The organism is Roseibacillus ishigakijimensis (assembly GCF_016595415.1).
Classification (GTDB): Bacteria; Verrucomicrobiota; Verrucomicrobiia; order Verrucomicrobiales; family Akkermansiaceae; genus Roseibacillus; species Roseibacillus ishigakijimensis.
In genome coordinates this window covers 17,874-39,961 of the sequence record NZ_JAENIO010000019.1, presented here as the reverse complement: position 1 = coordinate 39,961, position 22,088 = coordinate 17,874, and the positions used below count along the sequence as shown (strand labels likewise).

Genomic DNA, 22,088 nt, shown 5'->3' with positions numbered 1-22,088 from the left:
GGTGGAGGGGTGAGCAGTTTAGAGGCCGAGAACCCAGCCTTGTTGGATGACGTCGCTCAGGAGGACTTGATTGTCGGAGGAGGGGGTGTCGGGATAGCGAATGGTGACCACGTAGGTTTGGGCCGGATCTTCCGCGCCAGGCAGCTCCCGGCGCAGCTCGGATTCAGCGGGCAGGTAGGCGAAAAGGACCGGTTCGTCCACGGTGCGCATCAGTTCGTAGCACCGCCAACGGCGCTCATCTTGGAAGTCGTAGTTGTAGTAGGTGGAGCGTTGGATGGTCACGCGCATCCGGGTGGGGGCGGTGACTTTCTCGGCCATGAATTCCTTCCAAGGGCGTTCGCCATGTCCGACCCAGCTCTCCCAATCGACCAGGTAGCCGTTTTCCGTGGCTTCTACCGCGATGGGGCGGGTGTGGTAATCTGGAAGGATGATGGAGAAGCTGGCGAAGTGTTTGGCTGCTTGCGCTTGGCCGGTGTCTTCGATTTTTGCGGTGGGGTAAGCCTGGTAGGCTTGGTCCTGATAATAGCTTTCGATGAGTGGCATCACTCGTTCCGGATCGCGGATGAGAGGGCGCAGGTGGGCAATTTCCTCCACTTTCAGGAAGGCGAGAGCGGCTTCCTTTGCTTCTTCGATATCCTTGCTGGTCAGTTGCAGGAGGGCATCTCCGGGGATGGGGGAATCATCTGCAGCCAGGGTCTCGAAGCGGTCGGCGCGAAACTTTTTTTCGCCCGTCTCGGCGGCCCGGGGTTCCCGTTGTGAGAGGAGGACAAAGCCGACCACGACGAGGAGGGAAAAGACGAAGAGCCCGGCCAGAATGAGGCCACGGCTGCTGGCTTTTTCGGCCGCTGGGGATGGCGTGGCCCAGGTCTCCTCGGCTGGGGGTGGGGTCGGGAGCGGTTCTCTTTGCAGCGGTTGGATTTCTTCGGCCGGGGCCTCGGGGGTGAAAGGGACCTCGACCCTTTCCTGGCAATGCGGACAGGTCATGGGTCCGCATTGTTCGGTGCGGGCCCGGAAAAGCCCCCGGCACAAAGGGCAGAGAAAGGGAGCCCAGGCTCCCCGGGCGGAGAGAGGAGTTCGCTGCGAATCGCTCATAGGTCGTCGGAAATCTCGATGCGTTGGGGAGGACGGAGCCGGATGGTGGCCTCCCGCTCGCCCTGGCGGGATTCTTTTACGGTGAATTCCTGCTGGTGTCGAACCCTCGCTGCGGGATCTTCCGGAAGCGGCGCTACGGGTTCCTTGACGGATTCGTTCTCAGTTCCTTCAGTGGGGGTTTCGTTCTCGGCCAGGTCGGGTTCCGGTTTCGGCTCGGGCACGGGTTCCTCACTCACTTCCGGGATGAGGGCTCCGTAGGGATCTTGCCCCGTGAGGGCCTTGCTGCGCACGGTCAGGGGGGGGACATTGAGTTGTCGCTGGCGGAGGTCCTCGGTGTCGGGGGCGAACTCTTCGGAGGGAGTGACTCCCCCTTTGCCGTGCACCACGCAGACCCCGACTTCTGCTTGTTCGGGGCGGAGATATTCTTGATAGGAGGTCGAGGCCAGGCTGAGACCGTGCTCGGGGTCGAACACGCTGTCGTAGCAGTAGCGGGTGAGGCGACGGCCCGAGCGCTCGCAGAGAGAGACGGCGGCCAAGCCAGCAGGGGGGGCCAGTTTCTGACCCGGAAAATTGCCCGCTGCGGCATTCATCGTCTGGGCCCAGATGGGGAAGGCGGTGTCTTTGGCAAAGGCGTAGTCGTAAATGGGCTCGCGACCGGAGAGGAAGCCGACCCACACTCCGCAGGTGACCTTGCCATTGTAACCAAAGGTCCAAGCGTCGGAGAAGTTGTGATTGGTGCCCGTCTTCACGGTGACGAACTCGGGTTCTGTGAGTTGAGCGGCATTTTCCCGCAAATTGCCGTGCTGGATGCTGTCCGAGAGAATGGAATGAATCTGATAGGCGGTCTCGGGGGAGGAGAAGGTCACCGTTTTAGTCTTGGTGCGGGGGGCGCGGTAGACTTCGTTGCCTTCGATATCGCGAATGCTCTCGATGTAGTAGGGTTCTTCGGGGGCCTGTCCGTTGCGCCCGAAGGAGGCGTAGGCTCGGGTGAGCCGCCAGAGCGAGTTTTGCTCCCAGCCGAGAAGGAGGCGCGGCAGCATCTCGCCTGATTCGAGGGTGAGGCCGAAGGTGCGGGCTTGCCGGGCTACGGTATCGATGCCGACCTCCACGCCCAGGCGCACGGTGGCTGCGATTTTCGAATCCCGCAGGGCCTTGCGGGTGGTGATGTCACCCTCATAGACCGGGTCCATCATCTCCGGGCCCCATTCGCCCAAGATACCTTCCGTCCCCCCCAGGGCGACCTCGCGAGCATCCATGGGTAGGTCCGAGAGCAGGGTGGCCGGGGAAAAGCGGTTTTCGAAGGCTGCGGCGTAGACCACGGGGAGGAAGGCCGTTCCGGTTGGCCGGCGGCCGGATTCGATAAAGTCATACTGCGAGTGGGCAAATTGCCGCCCTCCCACGTGTGCGATCACAGCTCCGGTGCTGCTATCGATCATTAGCACAGCCCCGCGCAGATACTCGGGCTGGGGGTCCTTGTCTTTGTCAAACCCAGCCAAGAGGGGGTGGCGGTAGCCTTCGCGATTTTCAATCTCCAGCAACTGCTCGCGCAAGCCGCGATGGGCCGCGTCCTGGGTGGCCTTGTCAATGGTGGTATAGATGGAGAATCCGCCCCGCGACATGGCGTCGTCCCCGACGATGCTGCGGGTCAGTTCGACCACTTTGTTGTAAAGATGGGAGGTGCCCCGGCGCAAAGGGCGGGGATTGGTCACCACCGGGGATTCTACCAGGCGGTCGTATTCCTCTTTGGTCGGGATGGTGCCTTCCGCGAACATGCGGGTGAAGACGTGATTGCGTGCCACCTTGTTGATCTCGGGGTTGCTGATGGGATTGATCAGGCTGGGGTTTTTGATGCAGGCAACTAGGGAGGCGCATTCCGAGAGGGTGAGATCTTCCGGTTCCTTGCCAAAATAGCCCAGCGCCGCAGCCCGCACCCCGTAGTAGCCTTTGCCAAAGGGCACCCGGTTGAGATACATTTCCAGCAACTTTCGCTTATTGGTGAGGCGTTCGTCCCCCTCCACCTCGCCGACGTAGCGTCGCTCAATCTCCAGGGCGACAAAGGCTTCCACGATTTTTCGCTCGATGCCGGATTCGCCCCGTTCCTTGGCTTCCTCCTGGAGGTCGAAGGCGTTGCGCGCCAGCTGCATGGTGATGGTGCTGGCTCCCTGGGTGGTTTCTCCGGCCTTGGCATTGAGATACACCGCGCGCAACACGCCCTTCCAGTCCACGCCTTTGTGAACCCAGAAGCGTTGGTCTTCCTGGGCGAGGAGGGCGTTCACCAAAGCGGAGGGAATTTCTTCAATGGTGACCAGCGAGCGGTTTTCTTCCTCGTAGGAGCGGCCGATGAGCTGGCCGTTGCGGTCGAAGATTTGGCTGGGGATTTGCACGTCATCGACCTTGCTGTAATCGTATTGGGTCAGCGCCCGCTCACGAAAGTCCTTCAGGTAAATATTGTAAAAGAGAACGAGGGCCACCACTCCGGCCACCACGCAGAAGAGGAGGAAAAGGTAAAGGCCGGGCTTTTTGTAAAAAGGGCGCTTGGCCTTGCGTTGGTTTCGCTTCTTGTTCATGAGGAGAAAAATGCAGCCCGCAAGCGAGCGCTCTGGCGCAGAATCATATCCGCGAGAAGGCACGGGGGCAACCGTGCGTTTGACTGAGAAAGTCATGGCTCAAATCGAAGCCAACGGCCCTCTTTCGTTTCGAAACTATGTTGATCAGGTCCTTTACGATGGCGAAGACGGTTACTACGCCCGCCCCGAGCGGGTGCGCACGGGCCGGGCCGGGGATTTCTTTACCGCGGTCTCGGTAGGTCCGCTCTTTGGACGGATTCTTGCCGAGCAGGTCTCCCAGGTCTGGCGGGAGTTGCGGGAGCCGGAGACTTTCCGCTTGGTGGAGTGGGGGAGCGAGCAGGGAGATCTGCTGGCTGATATTCAGATGGGGGCCGAGGAGATTGGAGGGGCTTTCGCGAGAGCTCTCCGCCTGGCAGTGGTCGAGCCCTTGTCGCAAAAAAGAGCCTTGTTGGCGCAGCGGTTTCCGCAAGGCGAGATCGTGGCGGAGGCGGGAGAACTCTCGCCCCAGCCCGGGATGGTCATCGCCAACGAGTTGATCGACGCCTTGTCTTTCTGGCTGTTGCGCCGGGAGCAGTCCCGCTGGTGGGAAAAAAGAGTCACCGTCGAGGAGGGCCAGCTGGCCTTCACTCTCTGCGAGCCCGGAGGCGAATTGGCGGAGAGGCTGGCCTTGTTGCCCGAGGGCTTGCCGGAGGGATACGAGACCGAGCTGCGTCCTTCGCTGGAGCCTCTTTTGCGGGAAATGAGCGGGATTCTCCGGGGAGGGGAGATTCTCTTGTTCGATTACGGCTATGAGCGAGCTGATTACTACCACCCCTCGCGCACCACGGGCACGCTGCGCACCTATGGGCGCCACCGGGCGGGAGAGGACCCGTTGGAAAGTCCTGGTGAGCGGGATATTACGGCCCATGTGGACTTCACCGCTCTGGGTGAGGAGGCGGAGGCCGCAGGGCTCGCCGTGCTTCCTCTCAGCACGCAAGGGAACTTTCTCACCCGGACGGCGACCTCCCTGCTCAAGAGTCGCGAAGGCCGGGTGGATGCGGAGTTCATCCGGCAGTTTCAAACTCTCACCCATCCCGGACATCTGGGCACCCGATTCACGGTCTTTCGGGCTCGGCAGCCCGTGGAGGAGTGAGGGAGAAAGCCCCTACCGATCCGAGCGGCGGCGGGAGCGGGCGGTGAGGTTGAGGGGCACCCCGGGGTGGGGATAGCGCTCGCGGATTTGGTTCTCGAGATACTGCGCGTAGTTGTCCGAAAGCAGGCGCTTGTCGTTGACGAAGAGGATGATTTCGGGAACGGGGATGGCGCGGTAGCGATCGTTGACGGCCGGAGTCCCGTAAAGAATCTTGAGGCGCTTCTTGAGGGCCTTGTTCTGAGGCGGGGCGTTTTTGAGCATGGCATCGCCGAGGAGGCGGTTGAGCTGCCCGGTGGTGAGAGGGGTCTGGGCGCTTTTGCGAATCTCGTTGATCATCTTGAAAACCAGTCCCAGAGATTGGTTTTTCTTGGCCGAGACACAGGTGAAGGGAGCGTAGTGAAGGAAGAAGAGCTCGGTGCGCAAGTGTTTGTCAGCCAACTCCAAGCGTTCGTGCTTGGGCATGTTGGGGTGAAAGAGGTCCCACTTGTTGGCGACGATCAGACAGGGCTTGTTCTCTTTCTGAATGAGACTGGCGATCTTGCGATCCATGGCCGTCACCCCGGCGGCGAGGTCGACGACGAGGAGACAGAGGTCGGCCCGGCGGATGGAGCGCTCGCTGCGCATGGCGGAGAAGACTTCCACCGAGGTGTCCATCTTGGAGCGCTGGCGCAGCCCGGCGGTATCGATGAGAGTGTGGCGTTCGCCGTCCCGGGAATAGGGGATATCCACCGCATCGCGGGTGGTGCCGGCGATGTCGGAGACAATGGTGCGCTCGTCTTTGAGAATGGCATTGATGAGGGAGGATTTGCCCGCGTTGGGGCGCCCCACCACCGCGATTTTGAGTCCTTCCCGTTCAACGGTTTCCACCGCTTCGGTGATTTTTTCCTGCAAAGGAGCGAGATGATGGTCCACCAGTTCGGCAAGCGCTTCGATGTTGCGACCGTGTTCGGCGGAAGTGGGCAGGCCATTGCCGAAGCCGAGGCGGGCGAATTCGCTGGCGGCCTCTTCCTGTTCGCTGTGGTCGGCCTTGTTGATGACCAGTTCGATGGGGCGTTCGGCCTTGCGCAGGGTGCGGGCGATGGCCTCGTCGATGGGGGTCAGGCCGGCGCGGGCGTCCACCACGAAGAGAATGAGATCGGCGGAAGCCATGGCCAGCTCGGCCTCGGTGGTGACAGCGTCGGAGAACGATTCGTCCACACCCTCCCCGATGCCGCCGGTATCGACGAGCTCGCAGGGGGTCTGGGGGAGGCTGGCGGGGGCGGCGATGCGATCGCGCGTCACTCCCGGCTGATCGTGGACGATGGCAATGCGGCGTCCGGCGAGGCGGTTGAAGAGAGCGGATTTGCCGACATTGGGTCGGCCGACAATGGCAACGGTGAGCACAGCAGAAAAAAGGTTGGAGAACGGGCCGCCGGGGCGGAAAGGACCGGTAGCCTTTAGCGAAGCAGGCGCAAATGTCGAACCTTTTAGCGCGCGTTCCTCCTCAAGCCAGAATATCCTGCACCACCTTGGCGGGTTCGACCCCCGAGAGCTTGAAGTCCAAGCCCTGGAATTGATAGGTGAAGCGCGAGTCCTCGATGCCACAGAGGTGCAGCATGGTGGCGTGGAGGTCGTGCACCGAGACGGGGTTCTCGACTACGCCGTAGCCCAATTCGTCCGATTTTCCGTAGCTCATGCCGCCCTTGATTCCGCCTCCGGCGAGAACGAGAGAGAAGGCGTTGATGTGGTGGTCACGTCCGCTGCCTTGACCCATGGGCGTGCGGCCGAATTCGCCTCCCCAGATGATGAGGGTGTCGTCCAGCATGCCGCGTTGCTTGAGGTCGCGGATGAGCGCGGCGGTGGCTTGGTCGGCCGATTCGGCGGAGACTTTCATGTTTTGCTCGATACCGCCGTGGTGATCCCAACCGCGGTGATAGAGTTGCACGAAGCGCACGCCCCGCTCCAGCAGGCGGCGGGCGAGGAGACAGTTGGAGGCGAAGCTGCCGTCGCCAGGTTGCTCCACCCCATACATTGCCAGCGTGCGGGGGTTTTCTCCGCTCATATCGGTGAGCTCGGGGACGGAGCTCTGCATGCGGAAGGCCATCTCGTATTGGGCAATGCGGGTATCAATCTCGGGGTCAACGCGACTACTGCGGAGGTGACGGTTGAGTTCTTGGATTTCGTCAATGAGCTGGCGCTGGGTGGATTGGCAGACGCCCTCGGGGTTGCCGATGTAGTGGACGGCATCTCCTTTGGACTGGAATTGAATGCCCTGGTATTTCGAGGGAATGAAGCCCGAGGACCACTGGCGCGAGGAGATGGGCTGGGGGCTGCGTGCGCCCTTGGGCACAGAGGTCAGCACGATGTAGCCCGGGAGCTCATCGGTTTCCGCTCCGAGGCCATAGAGGAACCAGGAGCCCATGGAGGGACGCCCCTTCACGATGGAGCCGGTATTGAAAAAGGCGTGGGCGGGGTCGTGGTTGATCTGCTCGGTTTGCATCGAGTTGATCACGCAGAGATCGTCGGCCAGGGCCGCCATGTGGGGAAAGAGCTCTGAAATCCAGAGGCCCGATTGCCCGTGTTGGTGGAATTTGGCAAAGGAGCCGCGCGCGGTCAGCTTTTTGCCCTGCAATTGGGCCAATTGCTGTCCGGCGGTGAAGGATTCCGGGAAGTCTTGTCCGTCGATGCGATTGAGTTCCGGCTTGTAGTCGAAGCTCTCCAGATGGGAGGGCCCGCCGGCCATGCAGAGATGGATGATGCGCTTGGCCTTGGGAGCATGATGGAGAAGGTTGTCGTAGGTGCCTGGCCAGGCCTTTTCGACCGCACCCTCACTGCGGGCGGCGAGGGAGGCGAAGGCCAGCCCGCCAAGGCCGGCAAAGGACTTTTCCAAAAAGCTGCGGCGGTTGATGGAAAGGGCGTGTTGGGGATCGAGAGTCATCATTATGGGGCGGTGAGGATTTAGTAGCGGGTGATCGTTTCGTGCAAATTCAGGATGAGGCGGGCGGCTTGGAACCACTCGCCTGCGGGGGCGGGGTTTTCATTTTCTGCAGCCCGTTGGCGGGCGGTTTGCAGGATGCGGGCAAAGCTGGCTTGCTCGGCCTCGTCGGGCTGGCGTTGCAGCACGCGGTCGAAGAGGTAGGCCACGCGTTCCTCATCGCCAGCCTCGGGCAGGGTGGCGAGCATGCCGTCGCGCAGGGCCCGGGCGGCCTCCACATAGATGGGATCATTGAGCAGGGTAAGGGCCTGCTGGGGTGAATTGGCCATCGGGCGATCCGCCGCGCACTCATCCCGGGCGGGAGCGTCAAAGTTGGCCATGGTGGGATGGAGGAAGGTGCGTTGCCAATGGGTGTAAACGCTGCGCCGATGTTGCTCGTAGCGAGGCCGGCTGGTGGGGTAGCCCCGGGTGGGGAAGTTCAGAGCTTCGTAGTAGCCATCGGGCTGATAGGGGAAGATGGAGGGCCCGCCCACCAGACTGCGGTCGAGGAGACCGGACACGGCGAGAGCCTGATCGCGGATGAATTCGGCATCGAGCCGACGCCCCGCCTGCTGGGCGAGAAGGCGGTTGTAGGGATCGATCTCCAGCAAGTCGTCGCGATGGGCGGCCTTTTGCCGATAGGTGTGTGAGTCCACGATGAGCCTGACGAGGTGTTGCACGTTCCAGCCGGATTCGCGGAATTCCACCGCCAGCCAGTCGAGGAGTTCGGGGTGGCTGGGCGGCTCGCCCTGGCCTCCGAGGTCGTCGAGGACGGCGGAAAGTCCGGTGCCGAAGAACTGTTTCCACAGTCGATTGACAAAGTGGCGGGCGGTGAGGGGGTTCTCGTCGGCGACGATCCAATGGGCCAAATCGAGGCGGGTGAGCGGGCGATCCTTGGGGACGGAGTCCGCCGGTAAGAAACTGAGGGTGGCGGGAGCGACGATTTCCCCGCTGTCATCTTGCCAATCGCCCCGATTGAGCACGCGGGTGGGGAAGCGGGCTTCCTCGACGCGATGGGTCACCAGGGTGCGGGCCCAGCCGCCGCGGGCATTGCGGATATCGTCCAAGAGCTGGCGGTAGTGGTCGTCGAGGGCGGCAGGCGGGGTGAAGCAGAGATGATAGGCGGCGTTGGCTCGCTCGCCACTCGCCAGGGCGGAACGGAAGCTGTCGTCGAAGGCAGGTTGGCCGGGCACCGGATCGAGGCGGGGGGAGATGGCGAAGCGCAGGCGCCCGATATCGGGTGACTTCACCCGCAGGCGGAGGCGGGCTCCCTCGGGCAGCGCCAGCGGCTTTTCCAAGGCCAGGACGGCGGTGGCGGGCCGGGTGGTGAGGTCGGCAGGTTGTTCGAATTTCGCCGGGGCGGAGAGCCAGGTGGCTCCAAAGGAGAGGGCCGCCCGGTCGCCATTGCTGTATTTCTCAGGCCGGTCCAAGTCGGCTTGGGCGAAGCGGATGGGCAGAGCTTGGGTGGTGCCGTCGGGGAGAAGGAGTTCGACGGTGGGAGACAGCTGGAAGCGACCGTCTCCGGCCCGGCCCACCCGGCCTGCGTTCTCGGCGTGGGGCAGGGCTTCCAGGCGAAGGGAGGAGAGGAGCTTTTCGCTAGTCTGCAGGTCGATGATGAATTCTTCGTCCTTGCGGGCGGACCCGGTCATGAGCACCGACTGGTCCTCGGCGAGGATTCGGGTTGGGGTTTCCTTCTGGGCGCTGACCTGGATGGGGGTCAGCGGGGCCCAGCCCTCGGGGTGCCGGGCGGCGAAGGAGCGCAGCTCCTCCAGGCGCGGGGAACCATCCGCCGGGAGGGGGCGCGGGGCGAGATGTTCAATGGCCAAGCTCTGCAGATGGGCGATTTTTTCCAACAGGGAGGACGACTGGGTCACTAGCTCGGGGGGAAAAGGGTGGGGGTTGATGAAGCCGGCGAGGGCAGGACTGGAGTTGTTGTAGTTCTGGTAGACTCCCCATTGCTGGACATCGTCAAAAAAGGCGGCCAATGAGTAGAAGTCTTTGGCGGTGATGGGGTCGAATTTGTGGTCGTGACATTCCGCGCATCCGGTGGTCTGCCCCAGCAAGGCTGTTCCCACCGCCCGCACCCGGTCGGCGGCATACTTTTTGAGATATTCCTTGGGTTGTGCGCCCCCTTCGCGCGACATGAGATTGAGCCGATTGAACCCGGTGGCGACCAGTTGCTCCTCGGTGGGATTGGGCAAGAGGTCTCCGGCCAGTTGTTCGATGATGAACTGGTCGTAGGGCTTGTTGTGGGCGAAGCTGTCGATGACGTAGTCCCGGTAGGGGAAGATGCGCTGATTCTGGTCCCCGTGGTAGCCCACGGTGTCGGAAAAACGTGCGATATCCAGCCAAGGCACAGCCATCCGTTCGCCATATGCGGGAGAGGAGAGCAATTGCTCGAGAAAGGCCTCGAGATCGGCGGGTGCTTCCTCAGAGGGAGGGAGGCCGGTCAAGTCGAGGGCGAGACGGCGGCGCAGTTCCTTCTCGCTGGCGAGGGGCGAGGGCGCGAGGTTTTCTTCCTCCAAGCGCTTGAGGACAAAGTGGTCAATGGCGTTGCGGGCAATTTCGGGATGCTTTTCCAGTTCCGGCACTGCGGGACGCACCAAGGGAGTGTAGGACCAGTGGGGCTGATACTCCGCGCCTTGCAAAATCCATTGTTCCAGCTTGGCCCGTTCTTCGGCCGTGATTTCTTTGTGAAAATGCGGCGGTGGCATCACCTCGTCCGGATCGGGGGAATCGATGCGGGCAAGAAGCTGGGATTCCTCTGGCTTGCCGGGCACGATGGCGTAGCCCTCTCCTTCCACCAGGGGGGCAAAGGCTCCTTCCGGGATGTCCAGGCGCAGATCGGCCTCGCGGTGTTTGCCGTCGGGGCCGTGGCAGGCGATGCACTTTTGCGAAAGAATGGGCCGGATGTCGCGATTGAATTGCAGCGCCCGCTCTGCTGCCGGGAGGGAGCCAAAGAGGGGGAGAACGAGGAACGAAGTGAGGAAAAGTCGGGACATGGCGGGTGAAACAGAAGAGAGGAGGGAGGCGCCACCCGCCGGGGTGGGTGGAGACTCCGCTCTCTGGAGGGTATACTGTCGCTCGCCTTCGAATTCTGACAAAATTCCCTCTCTTTTTGGGCCCGGTTCAGCCCTCAGGAAAGGAAGCATCCTCTCCTTCAGGAGGTCAGGGCGTTTCCCTTTTTTCGCGCCGCGGCGAGCCCGGTCCCCACCAGGGTTCGACCAGCTCGGCTTCCCAGCTCGCGAGTTCTGCTTGTAGTTTGGCGACCAATGCGGGTTCTTCGGCGGCGAGGTTGTTCGACTCGGAGATGTCCGCCGCGAGATTAAAGAGCTGAACCTCATCGGGACCATTGCGCAGGAGTTTCCAGTCGCCTTGGCGGACGGCATAACGGCCTCCTTTTCCTCCGCTGCGCCAGAAGAGCGTGCGCTCGGGCAGATCGCTCTTTTCTCCGGTGAGGCGAGGAAGCAAGTCGATGCCATCGAGGGGTTTCTTGAGCTCGGTGGCCCCCCCGGCCATTTGCAAGAAGGTGGGGACGAAATCGAGGGAAATGACCGGATCGTCGATGACGCTGCCGGCTTCGATCTTCCCGGGCCAGCGCATGGCCATGGGCACGCGGAGACCGCCCTCGGTGAATTGTCCCTTGTGGCCCAGCAGGGGGGTGTTGTCGGCTCCGGTCAAGGTCTGCCCTCCGTTGTCATTGGTGAAAATGACGAGGGTCTTTTCGCTCAGGCCCTGTTCCTCAAGGCAGGCGAGAATTTTGCCGATATTGTCGTCCAGAGCCACCGTGAGCCCGCAATGGTTGCGACGACTGGCTTTAGCGATGTGCGCCGTGCGATCGGCATCCTCCGGCTTGGGTTGGTTGGGGCTGTGGGGAGCGGTGAACGACACGAAGAGGAAGAAGGGGTTTTCCTTCTCCCGGCGGATGAATTGGCAGGCGGCGTCGCCAAAGCGGTCGGTGATGTATCCTCCCTCGGGGGTGGCCTTCTTGTTCTCCAAAATCACCCGGTGGGGGCTTGGCTTCTCATAGGGAAAGAAGGTGCGGGACCCTTGCAACAGGCCATAAAACCAGTCGAAGCCGCGCTCGTTGGGATGATATTCCGGGGGGTAGCCGAGGTGCCATTTGCCGACCAATCCGGTGCGGTAGCCCTGGTCTTGCAGATATTTGGCGGCGAAGGTTTCTTCCAGGGAGGCGCCACTTTTGGTGCCGGGAGGGAGATTGTTATCGAAGCCGAAGCGTTGTTGGTAGCGACCGGTCATGAGTCCGGCGCGGGAGGGCGAGCACACCGCCCCCGACATGTAGGCATTGCTGAAGCGAACGCCCTCGCGGGCAATGGAGTCGATGTGAGGGGTGAGCTCCTTTATCTCCGGCACGCAATTGGGCTGGAACCCAAAATCGGCGTAACCGGCATCGTCGGAGTAAAGAACCAGAATATTGGGTTTCTCGTCGGCCCAGAGGCAGGACGAGACCAGCGCGAGCAGGGCGATCAATTTTTTCATCATGGAAAGGATGATACTCGTTACGTGCCAATCGAAAATGTTTCTTTCGGTTCTGATTCGTATTTTTTGCCAAATGAGGGGGGTTAGAGCAGCTCGCCCTGTCCCCCGTCTTGGGGAGGTTGGGCCCCGATCTTGTGGTAGGCGGGGGGAAGAGCCACCCGGCCGCGGGGGGTGCGCTTGAGAAATCCCTGCATGATGAGAAAGGGCTCGTGCACTTCTTCGAGGGTGGACTCGTCCTCGCCCAGGGCGGTGGCCAGGGTCTTCAAGCCGCAGGGGCCGCCTTGGAACTTGTAGATGAGAGCTTCCAGCAGGCGCTTGTCCATCTCATCAAGGCCATCGGAATCGATGTCGATCATGCCGAGCGCCGCGATGGCCACGGGACCGGTGATGGCCCCCTCGGCGCGCACCTGGGCGTAATCGCGCACCCAGCGGAGAAGATTGTTGGCAATGCGCGGAGTGCCCCGCGAGCGGCGGGCGATTTCAAGCGCGCCCTCGGGGTCGATGGGCACGGCGAGGATGCTGGCGGTGCGGGTGAGAATGTGGGCCAGCTCTGGGGCGGTGTAGTAGTCGAGGCGATTGATGAGCCCGAAACGGGAGCGCAGGGGGGCGGTCAGCTTGCCGGCCCGGGTGGTGGCGGCCACGAGGGTGAACTTGGGTAGATTAAGCTGAATGGAGCGGGCCGAAGGACCGGAATCGATGATGATGTCGAGGCGGTAATCCTCCATCGCGGGGTAGAGGTATTCCTCGATGGCGGGGTGCAGGCGGTGGATTTCGTCGATGAAGAGTAGGTCGCCTTTTTGCAGATTGGTCAGGATGCCCGCGAGGTCGCCGGCCTTCTCGATCTGGGGCCCCGAGGTGGTGTGCAGATTGGTCCCGGTGGCGCTGGCGATGATGTTGGCGAGGGTGGTTTTGCCCAAGCCGGGCGGGCCGGAGAGGAGAACATGCTCCAGGACGTCCCCCCGCTGGCGGGCTGCTTCGACCATCAGGATGAGGCGGTCCTTGACCTTTTCCTGTCCATGAAAGTCGGCAAAATCGGGCGGTCGCAGGGAGACATCGAAGGGGGAGTCTTCTCCGGAGTCCAATTTGGGGTCGAAGGGATCGGTCATGGGCTGGCGGGATAATGGGGCAGGGGAGAGGGGGAGAGCACGCCGCTTTTCTGTCTCATTTTCCCAAGCGCCCCGCGAAATCCTCGTAACCGAATGCCCGCACGGTTTCGATGGTGCCCTCTTCGTGCAAAAGGGCGAGTTCGGGATGGGGCACGCCATTGAATAGGGTGGATTTGACGAAGGTGTAGTGGGCCATGTCGTCGAAAACGAGCACGTCGCCCACTTCGAGGGGGCGGGAGAAGGAAAAGTCGCCTATGTTGTCTCCAGCCAGGCAGCTGGGCCCTCCCAGGCGGTGCGGGCAGGGGCCATTTTCCCCCGCCAATTCATAGCTTTCGCCGGGTAAAGTGACCGCTGGGGCGGTGGCTGCCTCCTCTCCGCCCACGAGATAGACGTCGGGCCGGTAGGGCATTTCCAGCACATCGGGCATGTGGCAGGTGGCGGAGATGTCGAGCACGGCATGGCGGAGGCCTTGGCTGGCGAAGACATCCAGCACGGTGGCGCGCAAGACCCCGGTGTGAATGGCGAGGGCTTCTCCGGGCTCGAGCCAGACCTGCACTCCGTATTCTTGCTGAATGCGTCGAATGAGGTTGACCAGCGCGGTTCGGTCATAGTCCGGTTTGCTGATCCAGTGGCCGCCCCCCATATTGAGGTCGGTGATCTGGGGGCTGGCCAAGAGCTCTCCGAAATCCCGCTCGACTGCGGCCATCGTGCTCACCAGATCCTGTGCTGGTTGCTCGCACAGGGTGTGGAAGTGGAGGGTGGAGAGACCGGATAAATCCGCTCCCGTCAATTGGTCGCGGGTCACTCCGAGGCGGCATCCTGGCGAGCAAGGATCGTAGAGTGGAGTCTGGCCCGTGGAGTGGAGAGGGTTGATGCGGAGACCGAAGTGAACCTCTCCGGCCTGCGCCCGGGGGTGAGCCAGGCACTCTTCGCGAAAGCGCTGCCATTGGGAGAGGGAATTGAAGTCGAGATGGGTGGTGAAGGCCAGCAGTTCCCGCACATGGTCCGCGCTGTAGGCGGGCGAGTAGGTCAGGATGTCTTTGCCAAAATGATCGTGGGCCAGGCGGGCTTCCCAAAGGCCGGAAGCACAGCAGCCATCGAGGTAGGGGCGCACGGCGGCAAAGCTGGGCCAGAGGGAAAAGGCTTTCAGGGCTAGGACAATGCGGGCACCGGATTGGTCGGCGACTTCGCGGAGAATGCGGGCATTGGCAACCAGCGCGGGCAAGGAGATGAGGTATTGGGCCATGACGGGTGGACGAGAGGGATCTCCTCGCGTTTTTGCCCTGGAGTCAATGCCGGGGGACAAAAAAAACGGCTCTCCACCGGGGAGGGCCGTTTGCCGGGAAAAAGCGTTGTTTGTCTCAGGACTTAGTATTTGACCGAGCAGCCGTAAGGCTTGGTTTTGGCGGTCTCGACTTTTTTGCCGGCCAGAACCGCGTCGAGAGCCGAGGCGACATAGTTCTCGGAAGAAGCAATGTCGGCGGGATCGGAAGAGCTGTTGGAGTCGATGGCGCCATTGTAAGCCACGTGGCCGTCCTTATCGATGACGATCATGTGGGGAGTGGTCTTGGCGTCATAAGCCTTGCCAGTTTCGCCGGTGGGGTCGAGGAGGATGGCCGAGGCTTTGGAGCCATTTTTCTCAGCATCGGCGGTAGTGAAGCCCTTGGCGGTGTTGCCAGAGGCCACGGCGAACCACACCACGTCCTTGCCGGTGTAGGTCTCCTGCAGCTTGGGCATGTTGCCAGAGCCGTAGTGCTTCTTCACGAAGGGGCAGCCGTAGTTGACCCACTCGAGAACGACAACCTTGCCAGCGTAGTCGGCGAGCTTGTGCTCGTTGCCTGCGAGGTCGGTGAGGGTGAAGCCGGGAGCGTGCTCGCCGGGCTCGGCACCTTCGCTATGGGCTGCTTCCGCAGATTTGTCCTTGTCCTTGGCGCATTTGCCACAGTGGGCGGATGCGGGCAGGGCCAGGGCGGCAAAGGCGATCAGAAGGGAGGAGGCTACTTTCATTTTCATCGTATTTTGGGAGGATGTTCTCTTTGGTTGTGTGTCTGGATTTGCACCCGGCGAACCGGGCCGAACCATTCCCACCAGACATAGGAACGGCACTAGGAGAGTGTTTCTTCGCTTTTATTCCCCACTTTCGTCATTTTTTTGCGAGAGGGTCAATTTGACTGCGGGTTGGGGCCCGGTGAGGTGCAGCACCACCGGCACTTCGGAGTCGAGAGTGTCGACGTATTCCGCCTGTGGCACAGTCACGACCAGCTGGTCTTCCTCGCGGGTGAAGGTAGGCTCGGTGGCCGGGTCGATGAAGTCGGCGGTTTCGGAGAAGAGGTCCCAATGTGCTTCTGCCGGAATCTTGCTCTCGGCGGGGATCTGCAGCTTGAGTTGCCAATCCCCCTCGATGGCGCTGAGTTCGGGTTGCCAGCTCTCGCTGCCATCCTGGGGCAAGGCCGCGATTTCGGGGGAGAGGTCCACCCTTTCGGGTTCGCTGAAGTTTAGACTGAGGGAGACCTTGCCCGGGAGGCATTGGCCGTCGTTGCAGGAAAGCCAAGTGACCACGGCTTCCACAGGCTCGTCGGGGAGCTGGTCCTTGTCGGCGAAGGTGACCGGAAAAAGGAAGCGGGTGGGCTCCTCGTAGCCAAAGGTGGCCAGCTCGCCGGTGAGCATGCGGTGCGGTGCCGGGTAGTGCAGATCACCCACGGTGACGCCTTCCGGCAGATTCTCCAGCTTCAGCTTGACCGGGAGGCCCATTTCGCCCGGATTTTTGTAGTAAACGTGGTAGCCGGGATCGGGGGTCACTTCGACGGCAAACCAGTGCTCGGACTCGGAGGCTCCGGCTTCATGGGCGATGATGCGGGCGGAGGCCCCCCCGTCGGCGGCGGCGAGCGGGAGGGTGGCGGCAACGGAAAGAGTGGCAGTCAATTTTCCAGTCATTATGGCCAGTAGTCTTTCCCAGCTGGCGCGCATTTCAAGGGAAAGTTTGCCTCGGGATTGTCGCGATAGAACGTCCTTAAGCGTTGTCAGGGCGGGGAGAACGCGGTTCCCTCGCGGGGTAAGTTTGGTCATGGCAAAAAAGCACGACATCCGCAGCTCGTGGCAGGCGCTCGCCTTGGGGAAAGCGGCCGGAGCGCTGGCCGTGGCGCTGGCCCGCACACTTGCCCTCACGGTGCGTTACCGTTGCCAGGGACCGCTCACTCCTACTCCCCGTATCTTTGCGCTGTATCACAATCGCATGATCGGAGCTGCGGCGGCGGCTGGTCATTGGCGGGAGCATCGGCCTGGCGTGGTCTTGACCAGTGCCAGCAAGGATGGGGCCTCCCTGGCGGCCGCCATGGAGTGCTTTGGCCTCGGAGCTGTGCGGGGCTCCTCCTCGCGACGGGGGGCGGCCGCCCTAGTGGCTCTGCGAAAGGCCATCTCTGCGGGGAATCATGTTTGTATCACTCCGGATGGCCCGCGCGGTCCGCTCTACGAGATTCAGCCGGGATTGGTCAAACTTTCCTCCCTCACTGGCGCACCCATCATTCCGTTTCTCGTCAATTACGAACGCTACTGGGAGCTGGGCTCCTGGGACCGTTTTCAGATTCCCCATCCTTACAGCAGGGCCGAAGTTGTCTTCGGCGAGGAGATCGTCGTTCCGCCTTCACTTTCGGAGGATGACTTGGAATTTTACCGGAAAAAGGTGGAGGAAGTGATGCGAGAGAGTTTGAATGCGGGCAGAGATGACGACAATTGATGGCAAAGCGGTTTCCGCGAAAGTGTTGGAAGAGTGCCGGGAGGACGTGCAGGCCCTTCTCGCCGAGGGCATCACCCCCGGGCTGGCGGTGGTCCTGGTGGGAGAAGACCCGGCCTCGCAGGTGTATGTCGGCTCCAAGGTGCGGACCTGTGGCGACATCGGAGTTTACTCCCGCAAGATCGAACTGCCCGCGGGGACCAGTCAAGAAGACCTCCTGAAAGTGGTGCAAGAGCTCAACGAAGATGCCGCTATTCATGGAATCCTCGTGCAGTCGCCTTTGCCGGCTCCAATCGATGAAGCGGCCATCGTGCGGGCCATTGAACCAGCCAAGGATGTCGATGGCTTTCACCCGGCCAATGTCGCCAAGCTGACTCTGGAGGACCCCACTGGCTTCGTGGCCTGCACCCCGGCCGGATGCATGCGTCTCTTGGCGGAATACGGCATTGAGACCGTAGGCAAAGAGGTGGTGGTCGTGGGCCGCAGCATGATCGTGGGCAAGCCCATGGCTCTGCTTCTCGTTGCCCGGGGGGCGGATGCCACCGTCACCATCGCCCACTCCCGCACCCAGGATTTGGCTGCGGTCTGCCGCCGGGCCGATATCCTGATCGCTGCCGTGGGCCGCCCGGAAATGATCAAGGGCGACTTTGTCAAAGACGGTGCGGTCGTTATCGATGTGGGTGTCAACCGCGTGGACGATGCCAGCAAGAAGCGGGGCTACCGGTTGACCGGGGATGTCGCCTTTGAGGAGGTGGCTGAGAAGTGCGCGGCCATCACTCCCGTGCCGGGTGGCGTTGGCCCCATGACCATTGCCATGCTCATGAAGAATACCTTGCAGGCGGCCCGCCAGCAGGGAGCCTGATCGCGGGGGGGAGGAATTTCCCTCGCGGACATTTTGCGGTTCCCCCCCGGCCCGGCCTCTGCTTGCTTGGGGAGGTGAACGAGGATATTGCCAAGGTGCTCATTGATGAAGAGGTGATTCTACGCCGCCTCGACACCGTTGCGGACAAGGTGTTGGCCGATTTTGAAGACCAGGAGATTCTCGTGGTGGGCATTCTCACCGGGGCTCTCGTCTTTATGGCCGACCTCTGCCGCCGCCTGCCCGTGCCCCTGCAGATCGAGACTCTGAGCGTGGCCAGTTACCATGGCGGCACCGAGAGCAGTGGCGTGGTCGAATTTCTTGATGCCAAGTTGCCCGAGGTGAAAGGCCGCCGCATCCTCCTCATCGACGACATCCTCGATACCGGCCGCACCCTCAAGGCGGTGAAGGACAAGCTCCTCGCCCTAGGCGCGTCCTCCGTCCGCACGGCCGTGCTTCTGAGCAAGGAGAAAGAACGGGCCGAGGAAGTGGAGGCCGACTACATGGCTTTCGAGATCGGGGATGAATTCGTCGTCGGTTACGGCCTCGATTACCAGGGCCGCTACCGAAATCTTCCCTTCGTGGGAGTGCTCAAGGAAGAGGTCTACCGCCGCTGAGGGAAGGGAAAAAGGCGTTCAATCCTTGCGGGTGAGCTCCACAAAGACATCCTCAAGGGTGCCTTCATGGCGATAGAGAGTGCGAAGGGGCCACTTCTGGTCCTCCGCCATTTTCGAAAGCCGGGGTCGGGTCTCGGTATTAGAGTCGACCAAGATGGACAACTTGTGCCAGCCATCGTCGCTGGACTCCAGCACGGAGGTCTTCTTGATGTGGGGGAGCTCGCCGATGGCCGCAAGGAGAGCTTCCCGGGGAGCCTGAATCTCGAGAGAAATATGCCCAGCTGCGCGCATGTTCTTCACCAGGTTGGCTGGAGTGTCATTGGCCTTGATGTGGCCGCCTTCGAGGATGATCACTTTTTTGCAAATCATCTCCACTTCGGAGAGAATGTGGGAGGAGAGGAAAATGGTGCGGTCGGCGGCCAGATTTTTGATGAGATTGCGGATGGAGCGAATCTGGTTGGGGTCGAGGCCGTTGGTGGGCTCGTCGAGGATGAGAAGCGGTGGGTCATGCACGAGGGCATCGGCGAGGCCGACACGCTGGCGGTAGCCCTTGGAGAGGGTCTTGATCATCTTGCGGCGGACATCCCCCAGGCCGCACTCCTCGATCACGATATCGAGCCGCTTCTGCAGCTCTTTGCCTCGTAAGCCTTTCAGGGTGCCCCGGTGTTTGAGGAACTCGCGCACCCGCATCTCGCGGTAGAGTGGCACGTTTTCCGGCATGTAGCCAATCTGACGACGGGCCTCGATGGATTGGCGGAAAATATCGTATCCTGCCACGCTGGCCGCGCCCGAGGTGGGGGGGTGGTAGCCGGTCAGCACCCGGATGGTCGAGGTCTTGCCGGCTCCATTCGGCCCCAGAAAGCCCACCACGTCGCCCTCGTTCACTTCAAAGGAAATGGCATCCACCGCCGTGTGGCGGCCATAGCTCTTGGTGAGATTCTCGACGGCAATCATGCGGAAGCGACCCTGCCTTCTCCCCGTCCTCCTTTCAACGCCGAACCTCGTCGGAGAGAAAAATTATTCTCCGCCCTCCGCTTCCGGCTCGTGTTTGGATTGAGCCCATGATAAGAGAAGTGATGGATTTTGGGCGATTGGTCGGTACCAGTTTTTTAGTCCTCGTTGCAAGTTCCGTGGGCTGGGGGGATGATTCTCTCCGAAATGATGTCAGGCGAGAGCACACTACTCCTTGGCAACGGGTTTTTGAGGCGACAGGTTTACTTCCCGAGGAGAAGGATCACTATGGTCCTTATGAATTCGCTGAAAATGAGGTTTTTCAGTATACTGCCGAAGGAGAGTGGCGGAGATTTACGGATGATTTGGTTTCTTTCGATGTTCCTGCTCACAAGGACTTCCACGTGGAAATGTTTAGTCCCGACGAAAAGCCCGAGTTGCGAATCTCAGGTAGCGCGGTAGGCACTACGGATCACTCCTTCCAAAGAGTCTACCGGATGACGGTGGGAGAGGAGAAGGCTCCCTATGGGCTCCTCCTGGTGACCGAGGCCGAGTGGTTCGACGAGGGAATTTGTCTCTGCGGCCCGATTGCATTGCGAACCTTTGTCAATACTGACGGCGGTCTATTGGAGCTGAGTCAGTTGCCGGGAGGGAATCTTAAAAAAGTGCAAGTTATCAACGGAACGCATCGGGCCATCCTTTTCGAATGGACTCATTCGGCTATCCGGCAGGAGGCTTATGCCCGGATTGGCTGCTCCCTTCGGTTTACCAAGGTGGCGCCCGAGTATGGGAAAGCTCATTGGCAACGGATGGTAAAAGAAAGGCGGGGATGGAAAGGGGCTTTGGGCTGGCTCCGGAAGGGGATGTCCCAAGCTCAGGTTGCCGAGCTCATAGGTCGCGAGCCAACTGAAGAAGATGCTCATTCTCTAAAATATCAATGGGTTGAGCGATCAGAGGATCAACGGGGCACTCAGCAGACCATCACTCTCCCTTTTCGCGAGGGCCGATTGGTTCAATGGTCGGATGAGTGGTATCAGTGGAAAAAGCTTCAGGCTCCGGAAGGCACTCTTGCCTGGTGTGAGGACATTTTTGATGAGGGGGGAGATCCGTTTGGCGATGAAAAGGTCCCGGTTAGCGAAGAGCAGAAAGAGATCATTCTGGAGAGCTTTCTCTCGGCGGCGACTGCCAGAGATTTGGTGAATTGGGACTCTTGGAGCCATGTGCTAGAAGACCTGCTGGAAGAAGGCGTTCGAGATCCTCGGATTTTGCCAGTAGTGGAGCGAAGGAGTGAGCAAATGGAGCTTGCCCACCCTCGCACCTTTTCTCTACTGGAGATACTGGAGTCTGAAAAAAGGGTTCCTTTTGTCTTCAAGCGTATGGAGTATTTCCTTTCGGAAGAAAATGAGGATGGGAAATTTGAGTTCGAGATTCACAATGTGTTCGTGAACATGTCCAACGAGTCGTGGGATGATCCTGAGCTGAAAACTCGTGCTGCGGAATTTGTGCGCAGGGGAGTGGTTCACAAAACTCAAACGATTCGCAAAGCCGCCGTCTATGTCGTGTCTTTGCTCCCTAAGGAAGAGGCTCTTCTGGTGATTCAAGAAGCTCTGGTCGATCCAGATAAGGGAGTCCGGTTTTCGGCAGCTCTAAAGGTTGATCGAGTGTGTTCCGAGAGTGACCTTGATTGGTTGCAGAAACTACTGGAGGGCGAGGAGGACTCCTCGGTCCGAAGGGCGTTGGCCGATTCGATCCAAAACTTGAAATAGCGATCTTGGATCCACATTCTCTCACTCCTCCTTAAGAAATTTGGCAAACGGACTCTCGGGGAGTTCGCGGAGGGCTTTGGCGAGCACGCTGGCATTGAAGGCCGCGCCCCGGGGGCTGGTGTGGGTGTGGTCGGTGCCACAAAAAATGGCATCGGTTTCCTCTTTCCCCAGTTCATTGTATTTTTCCGCCAAGAGACGGTTGAAGGGAATGAAAAGCGCTCCGGTAGCGGTGGCGCTTTCTTCCGCCCACTTGGCGTAGCTGCGGGTGTCGGGTTGAATGAGGCCCTCCTGGTCGCGAATGTTGCGGGGAATGAGCGAGATCACCACTGGGGTGGCTCCTTGGGCGAGAGCGTCCTGGCAGTATTTGCGCAGATACCAGCCGTAGCTGTGCACGGTTTCTTCTTTCCCGGTGGCCTCCACCACTCCGGTTTCCGACTCCTCACCCGTGCCCTTGATGCTGGCTCGGGGGCGGTCCCCCCGGAACATCTGGCCGCCATCGTTGTGGCCGAACTGAATGAGGACGAAGTCTCCCTTTTTCAGCTCGCGGCGAACCTCTTCCCAACGTCCTTCGGTGAGAAAGGACCGGCTGCTGCGGCCGCCGATGGCCCGGTTGATGACGGTGATCTTTTCTTCCTCGAACTCCTGTGCCAGAGGGTCGCCCCAGCCCTGTTGGCCGCGGGTGTTGTTGCGCACGGTGGAGTCTCCGATGATCCAGAGAGTGGGCTTGGCCAGGAGTCCGGTGATGGAGAGGAAAAGAATGAGAAGGCTTCGCATGGGCCGAGTCTAGAGGCACAAGGGGGGAGGGGAATAGGGAA

At 61.0% G+C, this 22,088-nt stretch carries 17 protein-coding genes; 5 read left to right on the top strand and 12 right to left on the bottom strand.

Annotation, left to right across the window (positions count from 1 at the left end; translation table 11 throughout):
- Positions 1–18: 18 nt before the first annotated feature.
- The gene (locus tag JIN78_RS08965; protein WP_200391624.1) at positions 19–1,092 is read right to left on the bottom strand and encodes a hypothetical protein; all 1,074 of its coding nucleotides are present in this window, start codon (positions 1,090–1,092) and stop codon (positions 19–21) included.
- Entirely contained in the window at positions 1,089–3,659 is a 2,571-nt protein-coding gene (locus JIN78_RS08960) for a transglycosylase domain-containing protein (protein ID WP_200391623.1), read from the bottom strand. The genes JIN78_RS08965 and JIN78_RS08960 overlap by 4 nt, the downstream gene beginning before the upstream one ends.
- A 94-nt stretch (positions 3,660–3,753) precedes the next feature.
- Here JIN78_RS08960 and JIN78_RS08955 point away from each other — a divergent pair, with 94 nt between their 5' ends.
- Positions 3,754–4,791, top strand: a complete 1,038-nt coding sequence (locus JIN78_RS08955; protein WP_200391622.1) for a class I SAM-dependent methyltransferase — start codon at positions 3,754–3,756, stop codon at positions 4,789–4,791.
- A 12-nt stretch (positions 4,792–4,803) separates the two neighbouring features.
- On the opposite strand, the gene der is transcribed toward JIN78_RS08955, so the two are convergent.
- The 8 genes from der to JIN78_RS08915 all read right to left on the bottom strand — a co-directional run bounded on the left by der (position 4,804) and on the right by JIN78_RS08915 (position 16,284).
- Entirely contained in the window at positions 4,804–6,174 is a 1,371-nt protein-coding gene (gene der, locus JIN78_RS08950; protein ID WP_200391621.1) for a ribosome biogenesis GTPase Der, read from the bottom strand.
- Positions 6,175–6,274: 100 nt separating this feature from the next.
- On the bottom strand, positions 6,275–7,708 hold the full coding sequence (locus JIN78_RS08945) for a DUF1501 domain-containing protein (RefSeq protein WP_200391646.1): 1,434 nt from the start codon (positions 7,706–7,708) through the stop codon (positions 6,275–6,277).
- Between the two features lie 20 nt (positions 7,709–7,728).
- Positions 7,729–10,746 carry a PSD1 and planctomycete cytochrome C domain-containing protein gene (locus JIN78_RS08940; protein ID WP_200391620.1) on the bottom strand — a complete coding sequence of 1,006 codons (3,018 nt, stop codon included), beginning with the start codon at positions 10,744–10,746 and terminating at the stop codon, positions 7,729–7,731.
- 166 nt (positions 10,747–10,912) lie between these two features.
- Positions 10,913–12,247: a sulfatase gene (locus tag JIN78_RS08935; protein ID WP_200391619.1), complete on the bottom strand. Its 1,335-nt coding sequence runs from the start codon at positions 12,245–12,247 to the stop codon at positions 10,913–10,915.
- An 80-nt stretch (positions 12,248–12,327) separates the two neighbouring features.
- Positions 12,328–13,350 carry a Holliday junction branch migration DNA helicase RuvB gene (ruvB, locus tag JIN78_RS08930; protein ID WP_200391618.1) on the bottom strand — a complete coding sequence of 341 codons (1,023 nt, stop codon included), beginning with the start codon at positions 13,348–13,350 and terminating at the stop codon, positions 12,328–12,330.
- Between the two features lie 55 nt (positions 13,351–13,405).
- Positions 13,406–14,596, bottom strand: coding sequence for a carboxynorspermidine decarboxylase (nspC, locus tag JIN78_RS08925; RefSeq protein WP_200391617.1), 1,191 nt, complete (start codon positions 14,594–14,596; stop codon positions 13,406–13,408).
- 122 nt (positions 14,597–14,718) lie between these two features.
- Entirely contained in the window at positions 14,719–15,363 is a 645-nt protein-coding gene (locus tag JIN78_RS08920) for a redoxin family protein (RefSeq protein ID WP_200391616.1), read from the bottom strand.
- A gap of 114 nt (positions 15,364–15,477) precedes the next feature.
- Positions 15,478–16,284, bottom strand: a complete 807-nt coding sequence (locus JIN78_RS08915) for a protein-disulfide reductase DsbD domain-containing protein (RefSeq protein ID WP_200391615.1) — start codon at positions 16,282–16,284, stop codon at positions 15,478–15,480.
- A gap of 130 nt (positions 16,285–16,414) precedes the next feature.
- Here JIN78_RS08915 and JIN78_RS08910 point away from each other — a divergent pair, with 130 nt between their 5' ends.
- The 3 genes from JIN78_RS08910 to hpt all read left to right on the top strand — a co-directional run bounded on the left by JIN78_RS08910 (position 16,415) and on the right by hpt (position 18,556).
- Positions 16,415–17,083, top strand: a complete 669-nt coding sequence (locus JIN78_RS08910) for a lysophospholipid acyltransferase family protein (protein ID WP_200391614.1) — start codon at positions 16,415–16,417, stop codon at positions 17,081–17,083.
- Positions 17,070–17,942: a bifunctional methylenetetrahydrofolate dehydrogenase/methenyltetrahydrofolate cyclohydrolase FolD gene (gene folD / locus JIN78_RS08905; RefSeq protein ID WP_200391613.1), complete on the top strand. Its 873-nt coding sequence runs from the start codon at positions 17,070–17,072 to the stop codon at positions 17,940–17,942. The genes JIN78_RS08910 and folD overlap by 14 nt, the downstream gene beginning before the upstream one ends.
- Positions 17,943–18,016: 74 nt before the next feature.
- Complete coding sequence (gene hpt, locus JIN78_RS08900) at positions 18,017–18,556, top strand: hypoxanthine phosphoribosyltransferase (protein WP_200391612.1); 540 nt, start codon at positions 18,017–18,019, stop codon at positions 18,554–18,556.
- Positions 18,557–18,574: 18 nt separating this feature from the next.
- Here the strand turns inward: hpt and JIN78_RS08895 are convergent, their stop codons facing one another.
- Positions 18,575–19,510 (bottom strand): ABC transporter ATP-binding protein, encoded by a 936-nt coding sequence (locus JIN78_RS08895; RefSeq protein WP_200391611.1) that lies wholly within the window; start codon positions 19,508–19,510, stop codon positions 18,575–18,577.
- A 107-nt stretch (positions 19,511–19,617) separates the two neighbouring features.
- On the opposite strand from JIN78_RS08895, the gene JIN78_RS08890 reads away from it, so the two are divergent.
- Positions 19,618–21,273, top strand: a complete 1,656-nt coding sequence (locus JIN78_RS08890; RefSeq protein WP_200391610.1) for a HEAT repeat domain-containing protein — start codon at positions 19,618–19,620, stop codon at positions 21,271–21,273.
- 21 nt (positions 21,274–21,294) lie between these two features.
- Here the strand turns inward: JIN78_RS08890 and JIN78_RS08885 are convergent, their stop codons facing one another.
- Positions 21,295–22,047, bottom strand: a complete 753-nt coding sequence (locus JIN78_RS08885; RefSeq protein WP_200391609.1) for a rhamnogalacturonan acetylesterase — start codon at positions 22,045–22,047, stop codon at positions 21,295–21,297.
- Between the last annotated feature and the right edge of the window lie 41 nt (positions 22,048–22,088).